The organism is Martinezella rhizogenes, from assembly GCF_007002745.1.
Taxonomy (GTDB): Bacteria; Pseudomonadota; Alphaproteobacteria; order Rhizobiales; family Rhizobiaceae; genus Agrobacterium; species Agrobacterium cucumeris.
On the sequence record NZ_SGNY01000009.1, the window covers coordinates 210,993 to 233,584 of the forward strand.

A 22,592-nucleotide genomic window follows, 5' to 3' on the forward strand; every position below is an offset into this window, starting at 1 on the left:
TGACGCATCTCCGCTAATAGACGACAGGCAAATTTCAAGGATCGCCCATGCTCGCTTTCACACACCTTCGTCACGGCAAGGCCGTAATGTGCGTCGCCTTCGCCATGTTTCAAGTCGGAAGCGCTGTGGCGGCCGAAACCGATCCCACATTTTATGACGCAGCGCTGTGCAATCCGCCTTACTCGATGACATCTGCGACCGAGATTTACGATGCGGCGGAAAAGCTTGCAAAACCAGACACATCGTCACTGGGCGCGGCGATCTACACGCTTCCGTTTCAGATCGGCCGCGATGGATTTGAAACTGATGAAGTGTTCTTCGCCAATGGCGCGGTCGGCGTTTTGATCAAGGGCCAGCGTGCCGACGATCTGGCAGCGAAGTATGATTTGAAGCCAGAAACTTCCGACCTGATGGGCACGTCCAGCAAAGGCTATGCGCGGGAACTTTCGCAGGACCTGCAGCCCCCGGAAGGTCTGGCAGGCCCCGGAAAAGTCTCCATTGTCGCCCGGGAAGGTGACGCTCTTGGCGATAAAACCCTGTTGGCTTGCGAATTCGCCCCAGGCTGAATATCAGCACGCGAGCTGCCAATGCCACCACCTTGCTTCTGGCGATCACGGCAGTGAATGAGCCGTAAATCCGTCAGGCAGCCGACCTCGATGCCATTTCAGGCCTCCGCTCAAGCGGCTGTTCCATTGTGATGGCTGCCCCATATCTCTTGCAGATGGCCATCGGCGTCTCAGCTTGGGTCTGTCACTGAACAAAATCAGTCTGGAATGGCGGCTATCGCGGGCATGTCTTGCTGCGGCCACCGCTGCAGCGCTTCCCGCCCGGCGTCGGTTAGATCATAAACTCCCCGATCGAGCCGTTCAAACCAGCCATACACATTCGAAAGCAAAATTTTTCCGGCATCCGGTATGCTGGACCTGACCTGGCGCACACGCAGCGGCCCCGATGCCAGCGCCAAAGCGCAGCCAAGCGCCTGCTGGCGGTAAGCCGTCATGATCGGTGCCCGGGTGCTTCCGCCGACCGCCGGATCTCCGCGTCGCCTCTGGTGTTCACGCATGAGCCGCGAACGCCGCTTCGGATTGGTTCGCGGCATCGGTGATACGGAACCGACGACAACACTGACATCGCCGCTATCAGAAATCCCGAGCATGCCGATCCCGAGCCTGCGGCAAAGATCGCGGTAGCGCTTGTCGGCCTCCCGGCCCCTGCCCCTGGCTGAAATTCGGGCCGCAATCCAGATCTCATCTGCAATAGCTGCACGATCGACAGCCTGCAGGATGAGCTCCAGGTTGAAGCTGAGCTTCAGCTCGCAGATCACGACAACAGGCGGATCATTATCGCTCAAACCGACGAGGTCGCAACCGCCTACCTCACCTTTGACAGTGTAACCTGCCTTTTCAAGAAAGCCTTTGACGGGCAGATAAAGCGAAGTTTCCATGTGCCTGCAGGATCAAGTGATTATCCTGCCCCAAATACATCGTTCCACCTGCCCAGGACAACCTTTATAGCCGCCGACGCTGTTACAAATCGTCAGCACTGGCGACCGCCGCCCATAAACTCTCCCAGAGGAGTGGATTTCCTGCGGCGCTTCTGGAGATGCTGGAAGCCTATCTGACCACCGGCGAATAGCATTATTTCATCAAGGTGGCAGTGGGTGGAACCACGGGCTATGAGCAGTTTCTGCGTCGCAAGCTTCCGAGCGCGTAGTCACTCCCGCTCCTGCTTTGCACGCAAATGTCTGAAGTGCACATTGTCAGTGGTGCCGGATGCCGCACTCGACGAAGGCGGCATCCGGAGGCACAAGGTGCTCACCTGCGTTTGACCATGCGCCGAAGCAGGGAGCGGGACCTGCCCTTGCGAGGAGCGAGGTGGATATCGCTGACCAGTTTTGCGCCGCCCTCCCGACGTTCCAGCGTTATCTTTCGGCTGTGGAAAGCTTCCAGTTCGGCACGATGCGCGACACTGACGATCGTGGCATCGGGCAATTCATCGATCACCGTCTGCATCATCCTGTCCTGGCTCTTTTCATCCAGGGCCGCGGTTGCTTCGTCCATGACGATGATGTCAGGATCGTTCAGCAAAAGGCGCGCAAAGGTCAGCCTTTGCTTTTCACCGCCCGACAGCGTCTGGTCCCACGGCGCCTCTTCTTCCACCTTGTCCTTGAGGTGACCAAGGCCAACTTTGTCGAGGGCTGCCCCTATCTCTTCGAGGGTCCAGCTCTCGGCCGCCTGCGGATAACAAACCGCTCGACGCAGCGTGCCCGACGGAATGTATGGGCGCTGCGGCAACATGAAAAGCCGACTGCCAGCGCGAAAGCTCACATCGCCACCGCCCCATGGCCACAGGCCGGCGATTGCGCGGACAAGCGTGCTTTTGCCCGATCCGGATTCCCCCGCAACCAGCACCCTCTCTCCCGGCCCTATTTCGACATCCGTCTCCTTGACAACAGCGGTACCGTCACCCAGCGAAACGGAAACATCCTTGAGGCTGAGCATTGTTTCGCCCTCCGTCTCACCGCGCACGATCCGTCCGAGGGTGTCGCTCTGTTCAGCCCGCTCGAGACCATCAAGCGACATCATCAGGGATGCGACGCGCCGTGCGCATGCATTCCAGTCGGCCAGCCGGGGATAGTTATCGACCAGCCAGCCAAAGGCGGATTGAACGATGGTGAATGCCGATGCGGATTGCATGACTTCCCCAAGAGACATGCTTCCATCGAGAAACTTCGGTGCGCAAAGCAGAACCGGCACGACGGGAGCAATGAGCATCGACCCATGCGACACGATCGTGGTGCGCATATATTGTTGCGCCATCAGCCGCCATTGCCGTCGAACATTGCCAAACCTCTTGTCGAGGTCGCTCCGTTCCTCCTCTTCGCCGCCAAGCAGGGCAATACTCTCGCCATTTTCCCTGACGCGCGTCAGCGTGTACCGGAATTCCGCCTCCAGCTGGTTCTTGACCTCGGACACTCGAACGAAGTTCCGGCCAATCAAAGCTATGGAACTGGATGTAATGACGGCGTAAATCACTGCCGCAACCACGAGAAAGCCGGGTATTGTAATCCACACTCCAGCGACCGACAGCGTCAACGCCCCGCCAATCGTCCACAGGACAACGATAAAGGTGGAAGCCGACACAAACGCGGCGATGACACCTGCGACAAAATCCACCGGCGCCTCGGTGGCAATCCGTGTATCTTCCGATAGCCTCGCCTCAGGATTTTGGTGATCGCCGTCGATCAGATTGAGCTGATAGTAACGGCCATTTGCGATCCATCGCGCGACCAGCAGCTTCGTCAGCCATGAACGCCAGCGACGCTGAATCAGCATTCTTACATAGACCTGGGACGTCACGATCAGGACGCTTCCGAGGACCAGCGGCGGAAAGATGGATCCAAGAAAATAGACGGTAGATGCGTCCCTCTTTTCAATCGCATCAAAAATCCCGCGATTCCAGATATTGATGCCATATTGGAAACCGACATTTATGCCGATCATCGCCAGCAGCCCGAGCGAGAACGGCCACGCCAGCCCATCACCACGGCGGCTCCAGTAACCGCGCGCGCTGATCCAGAAGCGCTTCAGCAGATATCTCTTTCGAGCCTGCTCGGCCTCCTCCGGCGTCAACCCGGAAGCGGGCTCTATTTCCTCGGGCGGGAGTGGATCATCCATGTCACGATCATCGGTCGTTGGCGCGTTTTTCGCACCATTCTGGCCGGTGCCATCGACCGGTTTCGGATTTGCGTCAGCATCGGTCATGGATGCTTAAACGAACGGCGGTTTGAAAGGTTTCACGGCTGCGTGGCGGGTCGCGACAAATGGTTTCGCCGATACATATCTTCAGCGGTACCCGCTAAAATCCGCACCGAAAGCTACAATCGAGACTCGATATCCAGCACCAGCTTTTTCAGCAGTGTGGCAAGGTTTTCGCGCTCCTGCGGGCTGAGGCCTTGCAGGAAATCCACCTCGCTTGCCATGTCTTCGCGAAACGCCTTTTCGGCCAGTTCAATGCCGGCCGGCGCAAGGCAGACGACGACACTGCGCCCATCAAGCCTCGATTTTCTGCGCTCTATGAGCCCGGCCTTTTCCAATCGGTCAAGCCGGTGCGTCAGGCCACCCGAAGAGAGCATCAGCGTTGTGTACATCTCCGTTGGCGTCAACTGGTAGGGCGCTCCCGACCGTCTTAATGTCGCGATAACATCGAACTCGCCACGATCAAGGCCGAAGCGGGCAAACGTCTCTTCGATAGACGGCGCCAGAAGGTTGCTCAGCCGTTTGGCGCGTCCGAAGATGGCCATCGGCTCCGTATTGATATCGGGTAGTTCCTGCGCCCATTGGCCACGCAGACGGTCGACATGATCTTCCCTGTCAGTTTCAATCGTCCGATCCGTCGTCGCGTCCGGCATCGCCTGCTTCATCTCATCACCCCATCACCACTCTGAAAACCATATACGGCTTTACCTCTTCCGTGAATATATCTTTGCGAGAAGATAGATATCTTGACAGGAAGATAAATCCTGCATATATCTTCTCGCGAAGATAGTTTTGTCTCAGGGAGGAGATCAGATGTTTTCAATCCGCCGTCATCAGGAACCGAAAGCTGGCGAGAGCCGAACGGTACGTTATGAAGGATGCGAATACGGAAGCGGCGTATCCATCTTTCTCGTCAGCGCCGATCCGGGTCGCGGCCCTGATCTGCATGTTCATCCCTATCCGGAAACATGGGTCGTTCGAAAAGGCGAGGTCGAATTCACCATCGGCGACAGCCAGGCGCGTGGTTCATCCGGCGACATCATTGTCGGACCTGCCAATATCCCCCACCGCTTCGAAAATATCGGCGCTGACCGGCTGGAGATCATCTGCATCCATCCGAGTGAGACCTTCCAGCAGACTTTTCTGTAGTCCCTTTCCACCATGAGGAGAAAGACAATGGCCAAGATGATTTTCCTGAACCTGCCGGTGAAAGACCTGGCTGCCTCAACCGCCTTCTATGAGGCAATCGGCTGTACGAAGAACGAGCAGTTCTCCAACGAAGTCGCAAGCTCGATGGTGTGGTCGGAGACCATCACCTTCCAGCTTCTGCAGCATGATTATTATAAAACCTTCACCACCAAATCGATCGCCGATGCCCACACAACAAATGGCATGCTGATCGCCCTTTCGCGCGACAGCCGAGACGAGGTCGACGCCATGGTCGAGGCCGCGGCAAAGGCCGGCGGGCAAGCGGATGTTCGAGAGCCGCAGGATTTGGGTTTCATGTATCTCCGCACCTTCGCCGATCCCGATGGTCACGTATTCGAACCCGCCTACATGAATTTGGGTGATGACGGCTGACCTGTGATGGGCATTTCGAGCACTATAATTCGAGTGCTGTCACGCCTTTGCCGGCCCGCATGTCTCTCCAAAAAACTCTGCCGCGCGGACATCATACCGCGCAGTAGATCGTCAGATATATTTGCGCTTAGCCCGTAACTTTGCGGAGTGATTTTTCAATCTCTCCTCCGCAATAAGCATCACCATAGTCTTCGAAGCTCCGGCGGCTCAAGGCGGCCAGCGGAGCTGTAGCCCCCACCCGACTGGAAAGGGCCCAGATGACTGGCGAAGTATCTTCGATAATGCCTTTAATGACTGGAAAGCGGTCAGCCATCGTTGTCCACAGCAGGGCGGTAACGATATCTGCGACGCCGGCTTTTTCCGTTCCAAGCATAAACCCGGAGTGAGCGGTCAGACCGTTTCTTGCCCCGGTATCTTCAAAAATGCGCAGCCACTTCTGCAAACGCGGGACGAACTCCTGCCATTTTTCTGGCGTCCACATCTCGCGCCCGCCATTGAGTGTCAGTTCATCAAGGACGTCATTGGCGTCGTTTACGACCTTGGCACTGAGCGCGCGACCCTCAGCCGCCGCCGGCAGGATATCCAGCCGCTCACCCAGATAGATGGTTATTGCCGGCATCTGAGAGATTGCGAAATTGCGCTGGCGATCAATCAGGACCGGCGGCCCCATGAAAGCTATCGGCTGTTTTCCCACCTCACGATGCATAATATCGTCTATCGCATCGGTACCGTGTTCATCCCAGGAGCACCCGCCATGGGCCAGAATTCCCCTGATGAACTGGCCTCTGAACGGAACTGGCCAGTAATAAAGGCCGAAATCGCTCATATTGTCCTCCTGCTCCTTACGCAGACCACTAACGGCACTGGCTATCGCCAGTTCCACCACGGCGCCCCTGTAAGGAAAGACGGGTCGCTGCACGCAGCCGTCGGCTCGATGTTCTAACATTGCTGACGATGACAACCGGGCGCGCCTGGGCTCAGAGCTATCAGCCGCGACTTCAATCCTCTGGTTCGAAGATCACGCGTATCAGGGTTCCGTCAGTCGCCGCGGCGCTGATTGCGCCTGCAGTCAACCGGAGCGGTCCGCGCGCGACAAGCGTTTCCGGCAAAGGCGTTTTTCCAGGACCTGGATCGATAAAGGCTGAACACTCATCATCCGAATTCAGCATCGCCATGAACGATGTCGCGACAAGGTGCTGGCCGCAGGCGGCGCATCGCAGAATATACGAGCCGAAATGGATGACAGATTCGGTTTCGTCCAATCCGCACGAGCCGCAGGCCAGCATGGTATTCATTGTAAAACATATCCCGAGCGCATCTGAACGGTGCCCCTATGACGCAGCGGCCAAAATGACCGCAATAGCAAGCAGCAACGGACCCATCCACCTGAAGTGACGAACCACCGGCGGCTGCGTCGGATTTTTCGATAGGGGCAGATGACCGAAACCTACGGCGGTCATCCACAGACCGGCACAAAACATGATGAATTCGTCGATATAAGCGGCGATCATGATTTCCCCCAAGCTACGAGTGGACGTATCGTCCACCGGCTATTCCCTGCCGATTGCTTCAAGCCAGATGCTGACGGCAACTGCGCCCGCATCGGGGTGCCCGACAGCCCGTTCACCGAGATAACTGGCGCGCCCGAGCCGTGGCTTCATGGATGTCGTTGCCTCGGCGCCCGCAACGCCCGCCGCCACTGCGGACCGCCAAGCCTCTTCCGTCGAAGCTCCCGCTGCAAGTTTATCCCGAAACGTTTCTGCCGCCGGATGAAGCGCATCTATCATCGTGCGGTCCCCCGGCTTCGCACCGCCAAGTTCCGAGATCGCGATAACCGCTGCCACAAATGCTTCCGCCATCTGCTGAGCCGTCGGGCTTTCAATCGCGGCAAGATGGCGCGAGGCGCGCATCAGCGCCGTAGCGTAAAAGGGACCAGAACTTCCGCCAATCGCCCTGCGCATCGCATTCGCCATCGCCATCAGCCCATCGGCAACATCGCCGAAGTTTTCCTTTGGCAGTGCAAGGATCGCCTCGGCACCACGAACCATGCTTGCGCCAAGGTCACCATCACCCGCAACACTATCCAGCTGCGTTAATTTGGGCTCTGCTGCAATCAAGGTTTTGGCAATCCGATCTGCGGCAGACCTCAGGCGATCACCGGCGGCGGTCATCTTGTTTCCGACAGGCAGGCTCTTCTCGGCCCTTGCCGAGGGCAGGATTCGCGCTCGGTTCACCACACCGCCGCGTGGCCATGCGCCGGCGTCGGTTGGCGCGTCGATGAGGCCGAGCGCTGTCTCGTCGACATGCATGAGCGACAACGAAAAACCCGGCATATCCAGAGCGGAAAGGAAGGTGCCAGCCCATGCCCGCTCAACCACGACACCCATTTCTTCCAGTTGCGTGATCGCAGATCGCGCTACGATTGCGAGTTCCATTGGCGGCGTCGATCCCAGCCCGTTGACCAGCAACGCGACCCGATCTCCGCTCTTTAGCCTGCCATCGGCTTTAATCGTTTCGAGGACCAGTTTCACAAGCTCGTCGGTCGATGCTATCGGCATCCGCCGGACGCCCTGTTCACCATGAATTCCAAGCCCGACTTCGATTTCCGCTTCGCCAAGCACAAAGCCCGGCCTGCCCACGGCCGGCAGAGTGCAGGAACCGAGCGATATACCCATGGAGGATGTTCTGTGGGCAGCGTCCCGTGCAATCCGGGCCACTTCATGCAGGGGAAGTCCCAACTCCGCGGCCGCGCCAGCGAGCTTGTGAACAAGGATTGTGCCCGCAATACCCCGGCGACGATCAGCGGGAACCGTGTCCTTTAATGCAACATCATCGGCAACGACCACAATCTCGACCGGAATTCCCTCAGCCCTTGCCAGTTCGGCTGCCAGTCCGAAATTCAACCGGTCACCCGTGTAATTCTTGACAATGACCAGAGCACCAGCGGGTCCAGCCGCAGCCCTGATACCGGCAAGAACCGCATCGGTGCTTGGCGATGTGAAGACATCGCCTGCCACGGCAACAGTCAGCATGCCCGCGCCGACATAACCTGCATGAGCCGGCTCATGTCCACTACCGCCGCCCGACAGAACCGCTACCTTGCGCTTTTCCGTTTCCGGAAGGCCGGAGCGGATAACAACGTTCTCATCTGCAAGCAGGACTGTGGCAGGGCTGAGCGCCACCGAACCTTCGAGCATGTCCCGCACGACGGTGGATGGGTCGTTAATGAGCTTCTTCATGCCGTATTCCTCGATTCGGGTCGCCGGTTGCTGGTGGAGGACGAGCCGCGCCCACTGCTGGCCCTGAACAAGCACGATCTCCCGGCCAATTTCAAGCTCGTGCGTTCGTCACGTGCGAACCACTGCCCAATAAAATGTTGCGAGAAAAACGCCCCGCCTAAACGGGCGGCAGGTTTGTAAACCAATCGGCGCCGCAAAGTTTGAGTTGACCGTTTTCAATGGTGAGGTGACACTTGTAGCAACGGACAGGGAGAAAGATGATGGACGAGGCACAGCAATGGCGCCACATGGCAAGTGCGCCGAAAAACGGCAACCGGATCCTCGTAACGATACGCTCGTCAGAACAGGGACCAGCCCAGGTAGATCTTGCATATTGGGCAAAGAGCGACCGGTTCGGCTCGGAAGGCTGGCGCGCTTCAGACTCGTCACCGGGCCGGATCATCGAATATGCCGAGCCGGAATTGAAGTGCTGGATGCCGGTCCCCCTCGCCAATGCCGACGGTCTCGCAATGCCATCTCCCTGGAAAGGCGAGGATGATCGCGAACTCGATGGATCGGGGATATGAGAGAGGGTACGGCCACGTTCCGATATAGAGAGCATTGTCGATCGTCGTCTCTCGATGGCCGACCGGCGGTATAGAGGGTCTGCGGCCCCTGACTGAGCGGCCTACACGCCGCCATGACTAAATATTCAAACCTTGAAGCAATTCTCCCGATGCCACTGGAGAAAATGTGGATGTGGCCGCTCAATCGATCGAAACGGCACGATCGCTCTTCCTGTCCTGTTGATCAAACCGCGGATGCTTTCTCGATCATTGGCATGACGTGAAATCAGAATCTCGAGTTCATCCGAGAGGCCGATTAACCCACGATCGAACATCCAGTGCGCCGTTCCTGAAAGAGCGATGCCATTGCAAAGTATATCAGGGCCATTTGCCTCCACGGGACGTATATGCGCAGCATCGACTTCCGCACGTCCACCGCCATTGATAAGCTTCAGCCCCGTGATCGCACAGCGCTTGTCGTAAGCCTGCAAAACGAGCCGGCGAAACAGGCGATCTCGCACAATTCGTGATGAAAGCTGGGCAACACGCTCACGCTCTTCTTCGACCACGAAGGGCGCCTGAACCCGGTCGTCAAATCCGTCAGAAAGCCGCATCTCTCTCGGCTCGTCCAAACGCGGCAACTCGGGTTCCAGCTCATTCAGGCCAATCGACACGATGCGATTGAAATCCGCCGCTGATGTCGGGCGTACTGCCGCCTGTGCCCTACCAGAAATCCGGCCCTCTTCATTCAACAGACCGCGCTCGATGACGCCGTCTGGCCCACCGAACGGAACAGGATTGACAAAATCAAGGTAACTTCCCGGCTCAATCAACGCCAGATACATGCCGGCCGCCTTGGTGTCCGGAATAATCTGGGCAACTTTGGCGACAGCAAAATAACCACGCGTCGCTGCAACCTTGCGCGGCTCGTAATAGATGATCCAATCACCGAGACAAGCTTGTACACGACCGAGATATTGGCTCGGAAACTGGTACTGTTCAGCCGGACTGTCGTCGTAAATTGAATCTGAGCGATGAATGAAAATTCCGAATCCCATGCCCGAATATTAGCATGATCAGGATACAACAGCGCAATGTGCCTTCTCACATAAAGCGAAATCAGTGAGCACCAAATCGTTTATCGCATAGACTTAGCATGCCGCCAGAGCCATCATAGTGCCAGAAGCTGGCGTCTTTTCCGAGAGCGAAGGACGAGTTCGGAAGTCATCCGTATCTCAGTCATTGCGGGTTCGATCTGCCTGTTGGCTCAGTTGGATGCCCTGCTTACATTACTGGCCCTGCTTACATTACCGATGACGCGCCTCTGGAGGATAAATCTAATGGAAGTAAGATTTCTCGCTGAGACTTTTCTCGCCCTCATGCTTTCCAGCGCTATCGCCTCCGCCCAGCAGGCGTCCGACATGGTCGCGCCAGAGAAGGCGACTGATATCGCGACAGCCAGACGTGTCGAGTCAGGAAGCTTCATGGTCGCGGCAGCCAATCCGCTGGCAGCCGAGGCTGGGCGCGATGTGATCGCCGCGGGCGGCAACGCCATAGATGCCATGGTGGCGGTGCAGACCGTGCTGGGCCTCGTTGAACCGCAAAGCTCCGGTCTCGGCGGCGGCGCCTTCCTCGTCTATTACAATGCGAAAAGCGGCAAGCTGACGACGTTGGACGGCCGGGAGACGGCGCCGATGGAGGCCTCGCCAAAGCTCTTCCTGGATAACAAAGGTCAGCCGCTTAAATTCATGGACGCCGTAATCGGCGGCCGTTCCGTCGGCACGCCGGGAACGGTACGACTTTTAGAGGAAGCCCATAAACGCTATGGAAGGGCGGAATGGGCAAGCCTCCTGAAGCCGGCGGAAAAGCTGGCGACCGAGGGTTTCAAAGTGTCGCCGCGCCTTGCCTCCCTGATCGCGTCCGAGGGCGATCGGTTGAAAAAATATGAGGCCCGCTCCTATTTTTTTGACGCCTCCGGAGCGCCCCTCCAGACCGGCGCCGCGTTGAAGAACCCGGCTTATGCCGAGACGCTTGCGGCGATCGCCAAAGGTGGCGCCGATGCCTTTTACAAGGGGCGAATTGCCGAGGCGATCGTCGAGACTGTGCGCGAGACGACCGACAATCCCGGCGTGCTGTCGCTTTCCGATCTTTCCAACTATCGCGTTATAGAGCGCGAACCGATCTGCTTCACCTACCGTACTCTTGATGTTTGCGGCATGGGGCCGCCATCGTCAGGCGGCATCGCCATCGGCCAGATGCTCGGCATGGCGGAGAATTTTGATCTCAAGTCCCTGGGGCCGAAAAATGTCGAAAGCTGGCGCATTATCGGCGATGCGCAGCGTCTCGCCTTCGCCGACCGCGAGCGTTACGTCGCTGACACCGATTTCGTGCCACTACCGATCAAGGGCCTGCTGGACAAGACCTATCTGGGCGAACGGGCAAAGCTGCTCGACGGCGACAAGGCGTTGGCCACCGATGCCGTCAAGGCCGGCGAACCGGAATGGGATCACGCGCTCCTTTTCGGTCGGGATGCCGCGCTCGAATTGCCCTCCACAAGCCATTTTGTCATCGCCGACAAGGAGGGCAACGTGGTCTCGATGACGACGACGATCGAAAGCGGCTTTGGCTCGCGGCTGATGACGAATGGCTTCCTGCTCAATAACGAGTTGACGGACTTTTCCTTCAAGACCCATGATGGCGGCCTGCCGATCGCCAACCGTGTCGAGCCCGGCAAACGGCCGCGCTCGTCCATGGCCCCGACCATCGTGATGAAGGATGGCAAGCCGCTGCTCGCCATTGGTTCGCCCGGCGGCAGCCAGATCATCGGCTATGTGGCGCAGGCGCTGATTGCCTATATCGACTGGGGCATGCCGGTGGAAGCGATCGTCGCCCAGCCGCATCTCATCAACCGGTTCGGCACCTATGACATAGAGGCCGGTACCAGCGCGGAAGAACTGCTCGGTCCGTTGAAGACACTGGGTTACGAGGTGAAACCGGGCGAGATGAATTCCGGTTTGCATGCTATCGAACTAACCGCCCAAGGTTTCGTCGGCAGTGCCGATCCACGACGCGAAGGAGTGGTTGTGGGGGAATGAGAAACAGGCGCAGCGGACACCGCCCGAAAGGGGTGAGGACCTTGTCTTCATCGTGACTGCTAACGTCTTTCAAAATCTCGGCTGCGCCAAAGGGCGTCGTTTCAATATCGTGGTTGACCTCACACGCTCCTGAACCCGGCTATCCAGCCCCGAAGAAAAATCTTTCGGTTTGCCACCAATAATCGGAATGGTCTTTGCCGCGCGCGGTTCGCGGCAGGGATATCGTCGCGATGGCAATCGGGCCTGCCTCGCCCTCCCACGACAAGGCCAGCAGCCCGGATCAGAAACATCGACGAGAGAGTAAAACCGAATGGCAAATGATCGCAAACTGCATCTCGGTGCCTTCATGCGGCCCGTCAGCCTCCACACCGGCGCATGGCGTTATCCGGGCGCATTCCCGGACGCGAATTTCAACTTCGCCCATCTCGCGCGCTTTGCGCAACAGCTGGAAGCCGCGAAATTCGACGCATTCTTCATGGCCGATCATCTGGCGGTGTTGAACATGCCGACGGAAGCCCTGCGCCGCAGCCACACCGTAACGTCCTTCGAACCTTTTACCCTGCTTTCGGCGCTCGCCGCCGTCACCTCCCGCATCGGGCTGGTTGCCACCGCCTCAACCACATTCGACGAGCCCTATCATGTGGCACGGCGTTTTGCGTCTCTCGATCACCTCAGCAATGGTCGTGCCGGGTGGAACATCGTCACCACGTCCAACCCGGATGCTGCACGGAATTTCGGCCGCGACGAACAGCCTGATCACACCGAGCGCTATGGGCGGGCACGGGAATTTTACGATGTCGTCACTGGCCTCTGGGATTCCTTCTCTGACGACGCCTTCATCCGCGATGTCGATAGCGGGTTGTTCTTCGATCCGGAAAAAATGCACGTCCTCAATCACAAGGGGCCTGAATTTTCCGTGCGCGGGCCGCTTAATATCGCGCGTCCGGTGCAGGGCTGGCCTGTCATCGTTCAGGCAGGCGCGTCCGAGCCAGGACGCCAGCTTGCGGCCGAAACGGCCGAGGTGGTTTTTGCAGCGACACCCACGCTTGCGGCGGGAAAGGCCTTTTACAAGGACGTCAAGGACAGGACCGTTGCCGCCGGCCGTTCCCGAGACGGGATTATCATCCTGCCGGGCGCTTTCGTTCTGGTCGGCGATACCGTGGAAGAGGCCAGGGCCAAACGCGCCAGGCTCGACAGCCTCGTCCATTATGACAGCGCGATCGCTTCGCTGTCGATCGCGCTCGGTCACGATGTTTCCGGCTTCGATCCCGATGCTCCCCTGCCTGATATTCCGGAGACGAATGCGAGCAAATCCAGCCGCGAAAGGGTCATCGAACTCGCCAGAAACGAAGGTCTGACGGTGCGCCAGCTTGCCCAGCGGTTGGGCGGTTATGCCGGCCTCGCCTTCGTCGGCACGCCGGAAACCATAGCCGACGAGATGGAAAAATGGCTGCATGAAGAGGGTTCGGACGGCTTCAACATCACCTTCCCTTTCCTGCCTGATGGCCTTGACGACTTCACCACGCGCGTAGTGCCAGAACTACAGCGACGTGGTCTGTTTCGAAAGGACTATGAGGGGCCGACATTGCGTGATCATCTGGGGCTGCAACGGCCAGCCAATCGTTTTTTCCCGCAATAAAGGGCCATCGCGCCGATTGCGACAAAGCTAGGGAGATTTTCCACACCCGCCGCGAAGTTTGGCATGAGGTTCCAGAAGGTCGGATTGACCTCAAAAACACCCGCCCTTACCCTTTAATTACACAAAATACATAAATTAGGTGAATTAATATGAAGGCTGAACATTCCCGCCGCCAGATCCTCAAGTTCGGCCTTGCCGGCGCACTCGCAGCACCGCTGGTCACGGGCCGCGCGCTCGCTCAAGCCTCTTCGGATTTCCCTGCGGAGCTGAAGCTGGACTGGGGATTTTACTCCTCCCACACATTGCTGATAAAGAACAAGGGCTGGCTCGAAGAGGCTTTTAAGGATGTCGGCACCAAGATCACCTGGGTGCAGTCCCGTGGCAGCAACAATTCACTGGAATTCCTGAAGGTCGGCTCGACCGATTTTGCCGGTTCGGCCGCACTGTCGGCCTTTCTGGCCCGTGCCAACGGCGTGCCGCTGAAGGTTATCTATGTGGCAAGCTGGGGTGGTTCCTCCATCATTCAGGTGCGCCCGGATTCGCCGGTCAAGACCGTTGCCGATCTCAAGGGCAAGACAATCGCAGTCACCAAGGGAACAGCTCCTTATTTCACCTTGGTGCGTGCGCTTGACCAGAACAAGCTGTCGATCGACGACCTGAAGGTCGTGAACCTGCAACATCCGGAAGGCTTCAACGCGCTGCAGCAGGGTCAGGTCGATGCCTGGGTCGGTATCGATCCGCATACATCCCAGGCGGAGCTTGCCGGCGACAGGGCGATTTTCGATGAGCGCAGCTGGCGCGATGGCAGCGTCTTCAGCGTTTCGGAAGAATTTCTGGCAAAGCACCCGAAAGCGGTCGAGCGACTGCTCGGCGTCTGGGTGGAGACGCAGAAGTGGATCCGCGAGAATAACCGCGAATTCATCGATTTCGTCACCAAGGTCACTGGCAACGATCCCAAGATCACCGAGCTGACGATTAACAAGCGCGACTGGAAGGATCCTGTTCCCGGTGAGGAATTGCTGAACTCGATCCGCATCGTCACGCCACTGCTCGGCGATGATGTTCTGCGCCCGGGCGTCAATGTTGATAATGTCCTTTCATCGCTGATCGATCCGGCACCAGCGAAAAAGGCACTCGGCGCATGAATTCCCATCCGCGCGAATTCCAGCGCGTGAAGCAGACTGCCAAACAATTCCCCTCCCGCCTGCCGTTCTTGCAGCGGGTGGGCAATTTCTTTGGCCGCTTCGATCTGCGCGGCGCAATCGTGCCGGTCGGCTCATTGGTGCTGCTCGAGCTTTTCGTTCGTTTGGGCTGGGTCAGCCCCTATGTGCTGCCGCCGCCTTCCGAACTTTACGAGACGTTTCTGCGGCTAGCCGAAGGGCCGTTGTGGACGAATGTTGCGGCCAGTACCGCGCGCGTCTTTGTCGGCTTCGTCATCGGCTCGCTGCTGGCGGTGGTCGTTGGTTCGCTGGTCGGTTTGGTCATTGCTGCCGAGCGTTATCTCGAGCCGACATTTCAGGCGCTGCGCGCCGTGCCCAGCCTTGCATGGGTGCCGCTGCTGATGATCTGGTTCGGCATCGGAGAAACTTCAAAAATCGTGCTGATCGCCAAAAGCGCGTTTTTCCCGGTTTATCTCAACCTCTTCTCCGGTATCAGAAATGTCGACCGCAAGCTGGTGGAAGTGGGCGAGATGTATCGCCAGCCGCTGCCCATTCTGGTGTGGCGGATATTCATTCCCGCCTCTTTGCCGCATCTGTTCACCGGCCTGCGTTACGGGCTGTCGCTCGCCTGGCTGAGCGTTGTCGCAGCCGAGCTTCTGGCCGCGTCTGAAGGCATCGGCTACATGCTGTCCGATGGGCGAGAGCTTTCGCGGCCCGATCTGGTGATGATCGCCATCATCTGCCTTGCGGTGCTGGGCAAGATTTCCGACAGCCTGTTCAAGATCGTCGAGGAGCGCTGCCTGCGCTGGCGTGACACCTATTCCCTCAATGAAGGAGGGCGGCTGCGATGAGCCTGCTCAATGTCGATGTGCGCGAAAAAGCTTTCGGCGATACTGTCGTCCTTCAGGATATCCACCTGACGCTGGGGGATGGTGAGGCGGCTGTTCTTCTTGGCCCCAGCGGCTGCGGCAAGAGCACGTTGCTGCGCATTGCCGCCGGTCTCGACCGACGTTTTTCCGGTACGGTCAGGGTTCAGCAGGCAGAGGAAGATGAGGCCTCGCCGCCCATCGCCTTCGTGTTTCAGGAACCCCGCCTGATGCCCTGGCTGACGGTTGCAGAGAATATAGGTTACGCCGCCGGCAAGAAATATGATGTCGAGCGGGTGGAAGGCCTGATCAACGATGTGGGCCTGAGCGGCCACGCTGGCGCGCTGCCAAAGGCTCTTTCAGGCGGCATGGCGCAGCGGGTGGCCATCGCAAGGGCGCTCTATACCCGGCCGCGCATCCTGCTGCTGGATGAACCCTTCAGTGCGGTGGACGCTTTCACGCGGATGAAACTGCAGGACCTGGTGCTGAAAATTGTTGAACAGCGCGGCATTTCCTTCCTGCTCGTCACCCACGATATCGACGAAGCGCTCTATCTCGGTGACCGGATCTACATGATGGGCGCCCATGACGGCCGTATCCAGCAGCGGATAGAGGTGGACGTGCCGCGCCCGCGTGACCGAAGGTCGCCGCAACTTGCCAGCCTCAAGAACAAGGTGCTGACCGCCCTGCACAACGCCCATGTCATCTGACGGCTGCGCCTCACCTGAATAGTCGGCGTGAAGCTGGCAGGCGAAGCTGAGCAGCCCGAAAGTCTGCCGCAGCATTCGCCGTTCTTCCCTCCATTCGAGGTTACATCTCTCTCCGCGTCATGACTTGTCCAAGGCGAGGGCCAGGTCAGCGACAAGATCGTCGGGATGTTCGATACCGATTGACAGCCGGATTGTGGAATCCAGCACGCCGATGCGCTGGCGAACATCGGCGGGAACTCCCGAATGCGTCATGGTTGCCGGATGGGAAGCAAGAGACTCCGTACCGCCAAGGCTTACCGCCAGCTTGAATATGGTCAGGGCATTGAGGAACTTGAAGGATGCAGCCTGGCCGCCAATGATGTCAAACGAGAATGTCGATCCCGCGCCGGTGCATTGAGCTGCAAACACCTTGCCGACGGCGGACGCCGGCTCGCTGAAAGACAGGTAGTGGATTTTTTCCACCTTCGGGTGCTCCTTCAGGAATTCAGCCACGACCCTGGCGTTGTTATCCGCCCGCTCCATCCGGATCTGCAGCGTCTCGAGGGAGCGGCCAAGCATCCAGCATGAATGCGGATCAAGCTGCGTGCCGATTGCGCCACGCAAGGCCTTCACCTGCTTCATGACATCCTTCCGGCCGAGCGCGGCCCCGGCAATGAGGTCGGAGTGCCCGCCAACATATTTCGTCAGCGAATAGAGCGAAATATCGGCACCGTGCTCGATAGGCCTCTGAAACACCGGGCCAAGGAGCGTGTTGTCGCAGGCGATAATCGGCCTGTGCCCCTGCTTTTGGCCGATCACGTCAGCGACGCGGCCCATCATCGCGATGTCGACAATGCTGTTTGTCGGATTGGCGGGGGTTTCGATAAGGATGACAGACACCCTGCCCTTCGCCATCGCCTCCTCTGCCGCAGCCATCACCGAGGCCTCGCTGACACCGTCGGCGAAGCCCACCGCCGACACGCCGAAATTATGGAAGGTCTTCGCCAGCAGCGTCTCCGTGCCGCCATACAGGGGCTGGGAATGCAGCACGGTGTCGCCCGGTCTAACGAAGGCGAAAAGCGTCGTTGAAATTGCGGACATGCCGGATGAGAAGAGCGCACAACTCTCGGTACGTTCATAAACGGCAAGACGATCTTCAACGATCTCGCTGTTGGGATGGTTGAAACGCGAATAGACAAGGCCCGCGCCCCTGCCCTCCGGCGGTTCCTTGCGCCCGGAGACGTAGTCGAAGAAGTCGCGCCCGTCTTCTGCCGACTTGAACACGAAAGTCGAGGTCAAAAACACAGGCGGCTTTACGGCGCCCTCCGACAACTCAGGATCATATCCATAATTGAGCATCTGGGTTTCAGGATGGAGAGCGTGATTGCCGATGTGGGTTTTGGACGGATGCGGCGCGGTCATTTCCGATGATCCCTTGGCTGGCGTTGAACTCACTGCAGGTTACATGCAATCAGGCCAAAATAACTTGCATTTTAAGGCGCAGACATGTCTGATAACGCAATATATTGCGGAGAATCTTCTTTTATGTCGCAGAAAATTGCGGATCAGATCGACAAACGGATACTCAGGGAATTGTCTGCCGATGCGCGTGTCACCAACAACGAACTCGCCGAGCGGGTCGGACTGTCGGCATCTGCGTGTCTGCGGCGGCTCCGGCGGCTGGAGGAGGTAGGGGCGATCAAAGGGTATTCCGCGATCATTGATCCGGCAATCGAGGGATGGACGATGACCGCCCTTGCATCCGTCCGCCTCAGCCGCCAGCACGACGACGAAATCCGAATGTTCGAGGCGGCCGTTCTCAACTGGGACGAGGTTCTCGAATGTCATCTGGTCACCGGTTCGAAGGATTACATGCTCAAGGTCATGTGTGGCGGCCTGGAAGACTATGAGCGTTTCATCAAGGACAAGATCGCAAAGCTGAAATGTGTCGATACCATCGAGACAAGCTTCGTCATGAACACAATCAAGGCACGACGCATCTGAGCGTTGCCATGACTGTTGCAATTCCTGCCTTCACCCGGCTCTCGCGCTCCCAGAGGTGTCTTCCGCTTAAAAACGAATGTTCAAACCGAACCTGCCGGCGTAACTATAGTTTTCGCTGAAATCACGCAGGGCAGTTCTGACGTTCGCCTCTCCATAAATTGCGTATTTTCCGTTCGCCCAATTGTATGTTCCACCTATGCCGAGACCACCCCGGAGCCGTTGGTGCCCGCTGGTGAATGCCACGCCTGCCACGTCGGTTCTGGTCTCCGGCAGGGCGTCATAATAAAGATTGGCAATGCCATAAGCGTGGATCCGATTTATCTCTCCCGCATCGCCAACCCATGTGGTTTCAAAGTCGGACGACAGGCCAAGACGCATGGTCAGATCATCATCGTTATCGAGGGATACCTTTGTGCCAAAGACGTCGTCGAAATCCTTGTAGCTGACATTGGAGTAGACAAGCTGCGCTTGCGGCGTCACTGCCCAGCCCCGACCAATGGCGATCTGCTGACCGGCTTCAAGACCAAGCGCGTAACCGAAACCATCATTGCCGCAGACGAGCCTCGTCGTTGCAGTCGAGGACGAAAGATTGCTGTCGTACCAGGTAAGGTTGGTCTGCCCATCTAGATAGAAACCGCCCTCGCCATACCAAGTCAGGGAGCCACCGAAACCATAGCCATTTCCCCCAATCGAACCATCGCCGAAAACCGAGGTTACGTCGCTGTCAATGGTGCCGTAATGCACAGAGAGGCTACCAACCAGGCTGCCGCTTTTTCCAGAGTGAAGCTCCAGATCCGAGCCGGCCTGCAACTGCCAGGTATCGACCCTGTAGTCTGCCGCTGTGGTCGAAGATTTCGGCGCCATACGATCATGGCTGCCGGTCATGCGCGCCCAGATGCCGCTATCGTCAGCCTCGTCAAATGCAGCCTGAACCTCGTTCGTGTTGCGGTTCCAGACGCGGTTGCCGACGCGCTGCTGAAGCGTGTCCAGACTGTTGAAACGCTGCAGCACCGAAGCATAGGCTTCGTAAACAGGTGCTCCGGGCTGATAGAGCGGACTTACCGACCCTCCTGAACCGGTTAGAGCCGAGCGCAGATACCAATTGCCATCGGTGGGTGTGGAGGCGCCGCCCTGATAAAGCCGGTAGGCGTAAGCTCCGGCCACCACCGCCGGATCACCCTTAAACAGATAGCTGCCCAACAGGGAAAAATTGCCGGCTGACACGCCTCCAACCTCGATGATCTTGATGCCCTCAATCGTCTGGCCCCCAGCGCCACCCAGATTGATCACGCGGACATTGGTCGTGCCAGACGTGTTGCCAGTAACGACAAGCTGGTCGGCGGCAGAGCTGTCGTCACCCAGCACCGTTTCGATTTCGAGTGTGCCGCCACTGCCGATATAGTCGCCTGCGACAGTGAGCGTGCCGATGGAGTTGCCCGGCGCGATGGTGCCACCTGAAAAATTGGTGGTCGTGCCCAGCTGGCCAGTGCCCTGCAGACGACCGCCAACCACCTGCATCGATCCGCCAAGGGAGCCGTTTACGGAGAGGATGCCGTTATAGACGCCAGACGTGCCAAGGAGCGCCGAATTGTTGGCAGTCAACGTGGTTTGTCCGCTACCGAGTTGCTGCACGCCACCCGCCCCTGAAATCGTGCCGCCGAATGTGACCACATCCGAACGGTCAAAGGCCAGAATACCGTCATTGGCAACGTCGCCGATGATACTGCCGCTGGTCCCGCCATCACCCAGCTTCAGGGTTCCAGCTGTGATTGTTGTGCCGCCTGCATATGTATTCGCGCCGGTCAGCGTCAAGGTTCCGGCACCAAGCTTGGTTAACTCGCCAACGCCGGATATTTCTGGCTCGATCCCGATGCTGAAACCGTTCGTATTAAAAAAACCTCCGCCAGACGCAAGGCGCAGCTGTTGGCCGTCGAAATTCGAGAAGAAGGTATTTTTGTCTTCGATGGCCCGTACGATACCACCGTCAAGCGTGACATTTGCGCTTCCCGAACCTCCACGAAAAAAGCTGGTCTCAAGCACGCCGCGCGCCGTCGCAGTACCGTTTATAGTGACCGTTCCGGACGCATTTGTCGCCGAGGAACCAAGCAAGACACCGGATTTCGCGTAAACCAGACCGCCATCTTCGATGGTGATGTCTCCAACACCATGGTTTCCCACGGTGAGGCTGGAGCTGGTGATCTGCCAGTTTGAGCCGATCCCTGTCACCGTGACGCTTCCGACGCTACCAGGATTTGCACCAACATATCCCTGGGTGCTTGAGACGGTCGCACCATCTTCGATCAACATCGTACCGTTGGAAAAGCTGCCGACGGCAAGCTGGTCAGAATTGATCCACTTTGAACCCTGACCGGTCACGATGACGCTGCCCGCTAAGAACGTGTCACCTATGATCCCCAGGCCATTGCTGACACTGCCGCCGTCCTCAATGCGTAAGCTGCCATTGTCGATCGAAAGACGCCCGGTGGTTTCCCACATGGAACCCGCACCCGAAACAAGCGCCGTTCCAAAATACGTCCCACCAAGGCTCGCATCTGCGGTGACATTGACCTTGCCGCCTGCTCTGACTTCCAAACCCCCGGCCGCACCGTCGCCGATTACAAAATAATCCGTATTGGTCCAGGTTGACGAATTACCGCCTGCGTCTTTTCCAGATACTATGACAGTGCCGCCCACAACTCCACTGTTGTTGGTCACAACCGCACCGCCGTTGATGTTGAGAGTGCCCCCGGAGGTTCTCGTTTCCATTGTGCTCAGGCTCGAGCCTGTACCGGTCACCGTGACGACGGCACCCATATCGATGTTAACGTAATTACCCTCAGCACTACGGCCTGAGATCAGTGCCGTTCCTGAAACCATCCCGATGTCAGTTGAGACGTCCGGGACAAGGCCCGTGTCCCAATTCCCGGCATCGAACCAGTCATTGTTTCCGGCTGAACCCGTCCAGCTCGCAGTTTGCGCCAGGGCTGGATAAGAGGCCGCTGTAAAAAGGCATCCAAGCAGGAGGCTGCGCGACGAACGAAGGTGCTTCGCTTTTGGGCTTCCCGAGCTCCGGATACTTGGCTTGTCCGGCATCAGACGTGGTTGTTTCAGCATCGCGCGCCCCGAAGCAGACTACCTTGAATGAATCACATTCGAATCTCCTCATATAAGAAGGGTTTATGGTTAACAGAAAGTGGATTTCCGGTTGTATTCCCCGGTCGATCGGACAACCAGCATGCTTTCGCTCTACCCTGGTTGAAGGAAGTTTTCAGCGAAATCGCTTCACCGCTGTTTAGCGTCTCTGAGACCGATACACAGTCGTATCGAGCATGCAGTTTCGCCCAGGGTTATGAGCATTGCCCGGCTTGTTTTCGGCCTGGATGAATACATGGCCAATTCCTGGTTCAAGTCGTCGTTTTGCATCATGATGTCACGTCATAAGGGCGTCGGAAGTGACATCATGATCGTTTGTTTACTGCGTCTTTGTTTCGAGGGCCTTCACAATGGCCTCACCGAATGCCCTGGCCGAGGCTGGGTTCTGGCCTGTGATGAGACGGCCATCGACAACAATCTTGTTCTCGAAAATCGGTGCCTCTTCAAATATTGCCCCAGCGTTCTTCAGCGCGCCCTCAAGCTCGAAAGGAACGATCTTGTCATAGTGGCGGGAGGCTTCTTCTTCTGCAGTGAACCCCGTGAGCTGGCGTCCGTTGATAAGGCTTTTGCCGTTGCTCAGCTTCACATTCAAAAGACCTGCCGGACCGTGGCAAACGGCACTGACGATGCCGTTGCTCCCATAAATATGCGGCAATTCGCTTGCCAGGGTCTGGGCCTCATCTATTCGTCGACGTTCCACACTTCCAGCGAACTCGCCCAGGGTCTGCTCGAACCCGCTTTGCTCGATTACTCTCCCGGCGGCGATGGCCTCTTTCTCTACTTCACCAAGGCCGCCCAAAGCCAGCCCAAGTTACGGGCATTCATTGACACCTGCTCGAAGCTGCGCAAACAGTCCAGGTCAG

The 22,592-nt window shown here is 57.9% G+C and carries 21 protein-coding genes; 10 read left to right on the forward strand and 11 right to left on the reverse strand.

Translation table 11 applies throughout. The features are described from left to right. Positions 1–47 precede the first annotated feature (47 nt). Positions 48–566: a hypothetical protein gene (locus EXN68_RS22700; RefSeq protein ID WP_142842975.1), complete on the forward strand. Its 519-nt coding sequence runs from the start codon at positions 48–50 to the stop codon at positions 564–566. 197 nt (positions 567–763) lie between these two features. Here EXN68_RS22700 and EXN68_RS22705 read toward each other — a convergent pair whose 3' ends face one another. From EXN68_RS22705 to EXN68_RS22720, 3 genes are all read right to left on the reverse strand, one after another. Beyond that, positions 764–1,444 (reverse strand): DUF2161 domain-containing phosphodiesterase, encoded by a 681-nt coding sequence (locus EXN68_RS22705; protein ID WP_142842976.1) that lies wholly within the window; start codon positions 1,442–1,444, stop codon positions 764–766. A gap of 370 nt (positions 1,445–1,814) precedes the next feature. Continuing rightward, the gene (locus tag EXN68_RS22715; protein WP_142842977.1) at positions 1,815–3,764 is read right to left on the reverse strand and encodes an ABC transporter ATP-binding protein/permease; all 1,950 of its coding nucleotides are present in this window, start codon (positions 3,762–3,764) and stop codon (positions 1,815–1,817) included. A gap of 113 nt (positions 3,765–3,877) precedes the next feature. Further along, a complete protein-coding gene (locus EXN68_RS22720) occupies positions 3,878–4,423 on the reverse strand; it encodes a MarR family winged helix-turn-helix transcriptional regulator (RefSeq protein ID WP_142842978.1) in 546 nt (181 codons plus the stop codon). Between the two features lie 148 nt (positions 4,424–4,571). Here EXN68_RS22720 and EXN68_RS22725 point away from each other — a divergent pair, with 148 nt between their 5' ends. Then, positions 4,572–4,907 carry a cupin domain-containing protein gene (locus EXN68_RS22725; protein ID WP_142842979.1) on the forward strand — a complete coding sequence of 112 codons (336 nt, stop codon included), beginning with the start codon at positions 4,572–4,574 and terminating at the stop codon, positions 4,905–4,907. Positions 4,908–4,934: 27 nt separating this feature from the next. Further along, entirely contained in the window at positions 4,935–5,339 is a 405-nt protein-coding gene (locus tag EXN68_RS22730; RefSeq protein ID WP_193559546.1) for a VOC family protein, read from the forward strand. Between the two features lie 127 nt (positions 5,340–5,466). Here the strand turns inward: EXN68_RS22730 and EXN68_RS22735 are convergent, their stop codons facing one another. From EXN68_RS22735 to EXN68_RS22750, 4 genes are all read right to left on the reverse strand, one after another. Further along, positions 5,467–6,165: a glutathione S-transferase gene (locus EXN68_RS22735; protein ID WP_142842980.1), complete on the reverse strand. Its 699-nt coding sequence runs from the start codon at positions 6,163–6,165 to the stop codon at positions 5,467–5,469. A 172-nt stretch (positions 6,166–6,337) separates the two neighbouring features. Next, positions 6,338–6,634, reverse strand: a complete 297-nt coding sequence (locus EXN68_RS22740; RefSeq protein WP_142842981.1) for a eukaryotic translation initiation factor eIF-2-beta/eIF-5 family protein — start codon at positions 6,632–6,634, stop codon at positions 6,338–6,340. 36 nt (positions 6,635–6,670) lie between these two features. Further along, positions 6,671–6,850 (reverse strand): hypothetical protein, encoded by a 180-nt coding sequence (locus EXN68_RS22745; RefSeq protein ID WP_142842982.1) that lies wholly within the window; start codon positions 6,848–6,850, stop codon positions 6,671–6,673. A 39-nt stretch (positions 6,851–6,889) separates the two neighbouring features. Continuing rightward, a complete protein-coding gene (locus EXN68_RS22750) occupies positions 6,890–8,578 on the reverse strand; it encodes a dihydroxyacetone kinase family protein (protein WP_142842983.1) in 1,689 nt (562 codons plus the stop codon). Positions 8,579–8,838: 260 nt separating this feature from the next. Here EXN68_RS22750 and EXN68_RS22755 point away from each other — a divergent pair, with 260 nt between their 5' ends. Beyond that, positions 8,839–9,144: a hypothetical protein gene (locus EXN68_RS22755; RefSeq protein WP_046801073.1), complete on the forward strand. Its 306-nt coding sequence runs from the start codon at positions 8,839–8,841 to the stop codon at positions 9,142–9,144. Positions 9,145–9,269: 125 nt separating this feature from the next. Here the strand turns inward: EXN68_RS22755 and EXN68_RS22760 are convergent, their stop codons facing one another. Beyond that, positions 9,270–10,181, reverse strand: a complete 912-nt coding sequence (locus EXN68_RS22760) for an HNH endonuclease (RefSeq protein WP_142842984.1) — start codon at positions 10,179–10,181, stop codon at positions 9,270–9,272. A 282-nt stretch (positions 10,182–10,463) separates the two neighbouring features. On the opposite strand from EXN68_RS22760, the gene ggt reads away from it, so the two are divergent. The 5 genes from ggt (at position 10,464) to EXN68_RS22785 (ending at position 16,593) form a co-directional block, all read left to right on the forward strand. Next, on the forward strand, positions 10,464–12,218 hold the full coding sequence (gene ggt, locus EXN68_RS22765; protein ID WP_142842985.1) for a gamma-glutamyltransferase: 1,755 nt from the start codon (positions 10,464–10,466) through the stop codon (positions 12,216–12,218). Positions 12,219–12,528: 310 nt separating this feature from the next. Continuing rightward, a complete protein-coding gene (locus tag EXN68_RS22770) occupies positions 12,529–13,857 on the forward strand; it encodes an LLM class flavin-dependent oxidoreductase (RefSeq protein ID WP_142842986.1) in 1,329 nt (442 codons plus the stop codon). Positions 13,858–14,006: 149 nt separating this feature from the next. Beyond that, positions 14,007–15,002 (forward strand): aliphatic sulfonate ABC transporter substrate-binding protein, encoded by a 996-nt coding sequence (locus EXN68_RS22775; RefSeq protein ID WP_142842987.1) that lies wholly within the window; start codon positions 14,007–14,009, stop codon positions 15,000–15,002. Beyond that, entirely contained in the window at positions 14,999–15,868 is an 870-nt protein-coding gene (locus EXN68_RS22780) for an ABC transporter permease (protein WP_142842988.1), read from the forward strand. Before EXN68_RS22775 ends, EXN68_RS22780 begins: the two co-directional genes overlap by 4 nt. Beyond that, entirely contained in the window at positions 15,865–16,593 is a 729-nt protein-coding gene (locus tag EXN68_RS22785) for an ABC transporter ATP-binding protein (RefSeq protein WP_142842989.1), read from the forward strand. The genes EXN68_RS22780 and EXN68_RS22785 overlap by 4 nt, the downstream gene beginning before the upstream one ends. Positions 16,594–16,710: 117 nt before the next feature. On the opposite strand, the gene EXN68_RS22790 is transcribed toward EXN68_RS22785, so the two are convergent. Continuing rightward, positions 16,711–17,994: a cystathionine gamma-synthase family protein gene (locus tag EXN68_RS22790; protein WP_142842990.1), complete on the reverse strand. Its 1,284-nt coding sequence runs from the start codon at positions 17,992–17,994 to the stop codon at positions 16,711–16,713. Between the two features lie 123 nt (positions 17,995–18,117). Here EXN68_RS22790 and EXN68_RS22795 point away from each other — a divergent pair, with 123 nt between their 5' ends. Continuing rightward, positions 18,118–18,576, forward strand: coding sequence for an Lrp/AsnC family transcriptional regulator (locus tag EXN68_RS22795; protein WP_142842991.1), 459 nt, complete (start codon positions 18,118–18,120; stop codon positions 18,574–18,576). A 66-nt stretch (positions 18,577–18,642) separates the two neighbouring features. Here EXN68_RS22795 and EXN68_RS22800 read toward each other — a convergent pair whose 3' ends face one another. Next, entirely contained in the window at positions 18,643–21,690 is a 3,048-nt protein-coding gene (locus EXN68_RS22800) for an autotransporter family protein (RefSeq protein WP_237681450.1), read from the reverse strand. Positions 21,691–22,048: 358 nt separating this feature from the next. After that, positions 22,049–22,429, reverse strand: a complete 381-nt coding sequence (locus EXN68_RS22805; RefSeq protein ID WP_237681456.1) for a type 1 glutamine amidotransferase domain-containing protein — start codon at positions 22,427–22,429, stop codon at positions 22,049–22,051. Positions 22,430–22,592: the final 163 nt, after the last annotated feature.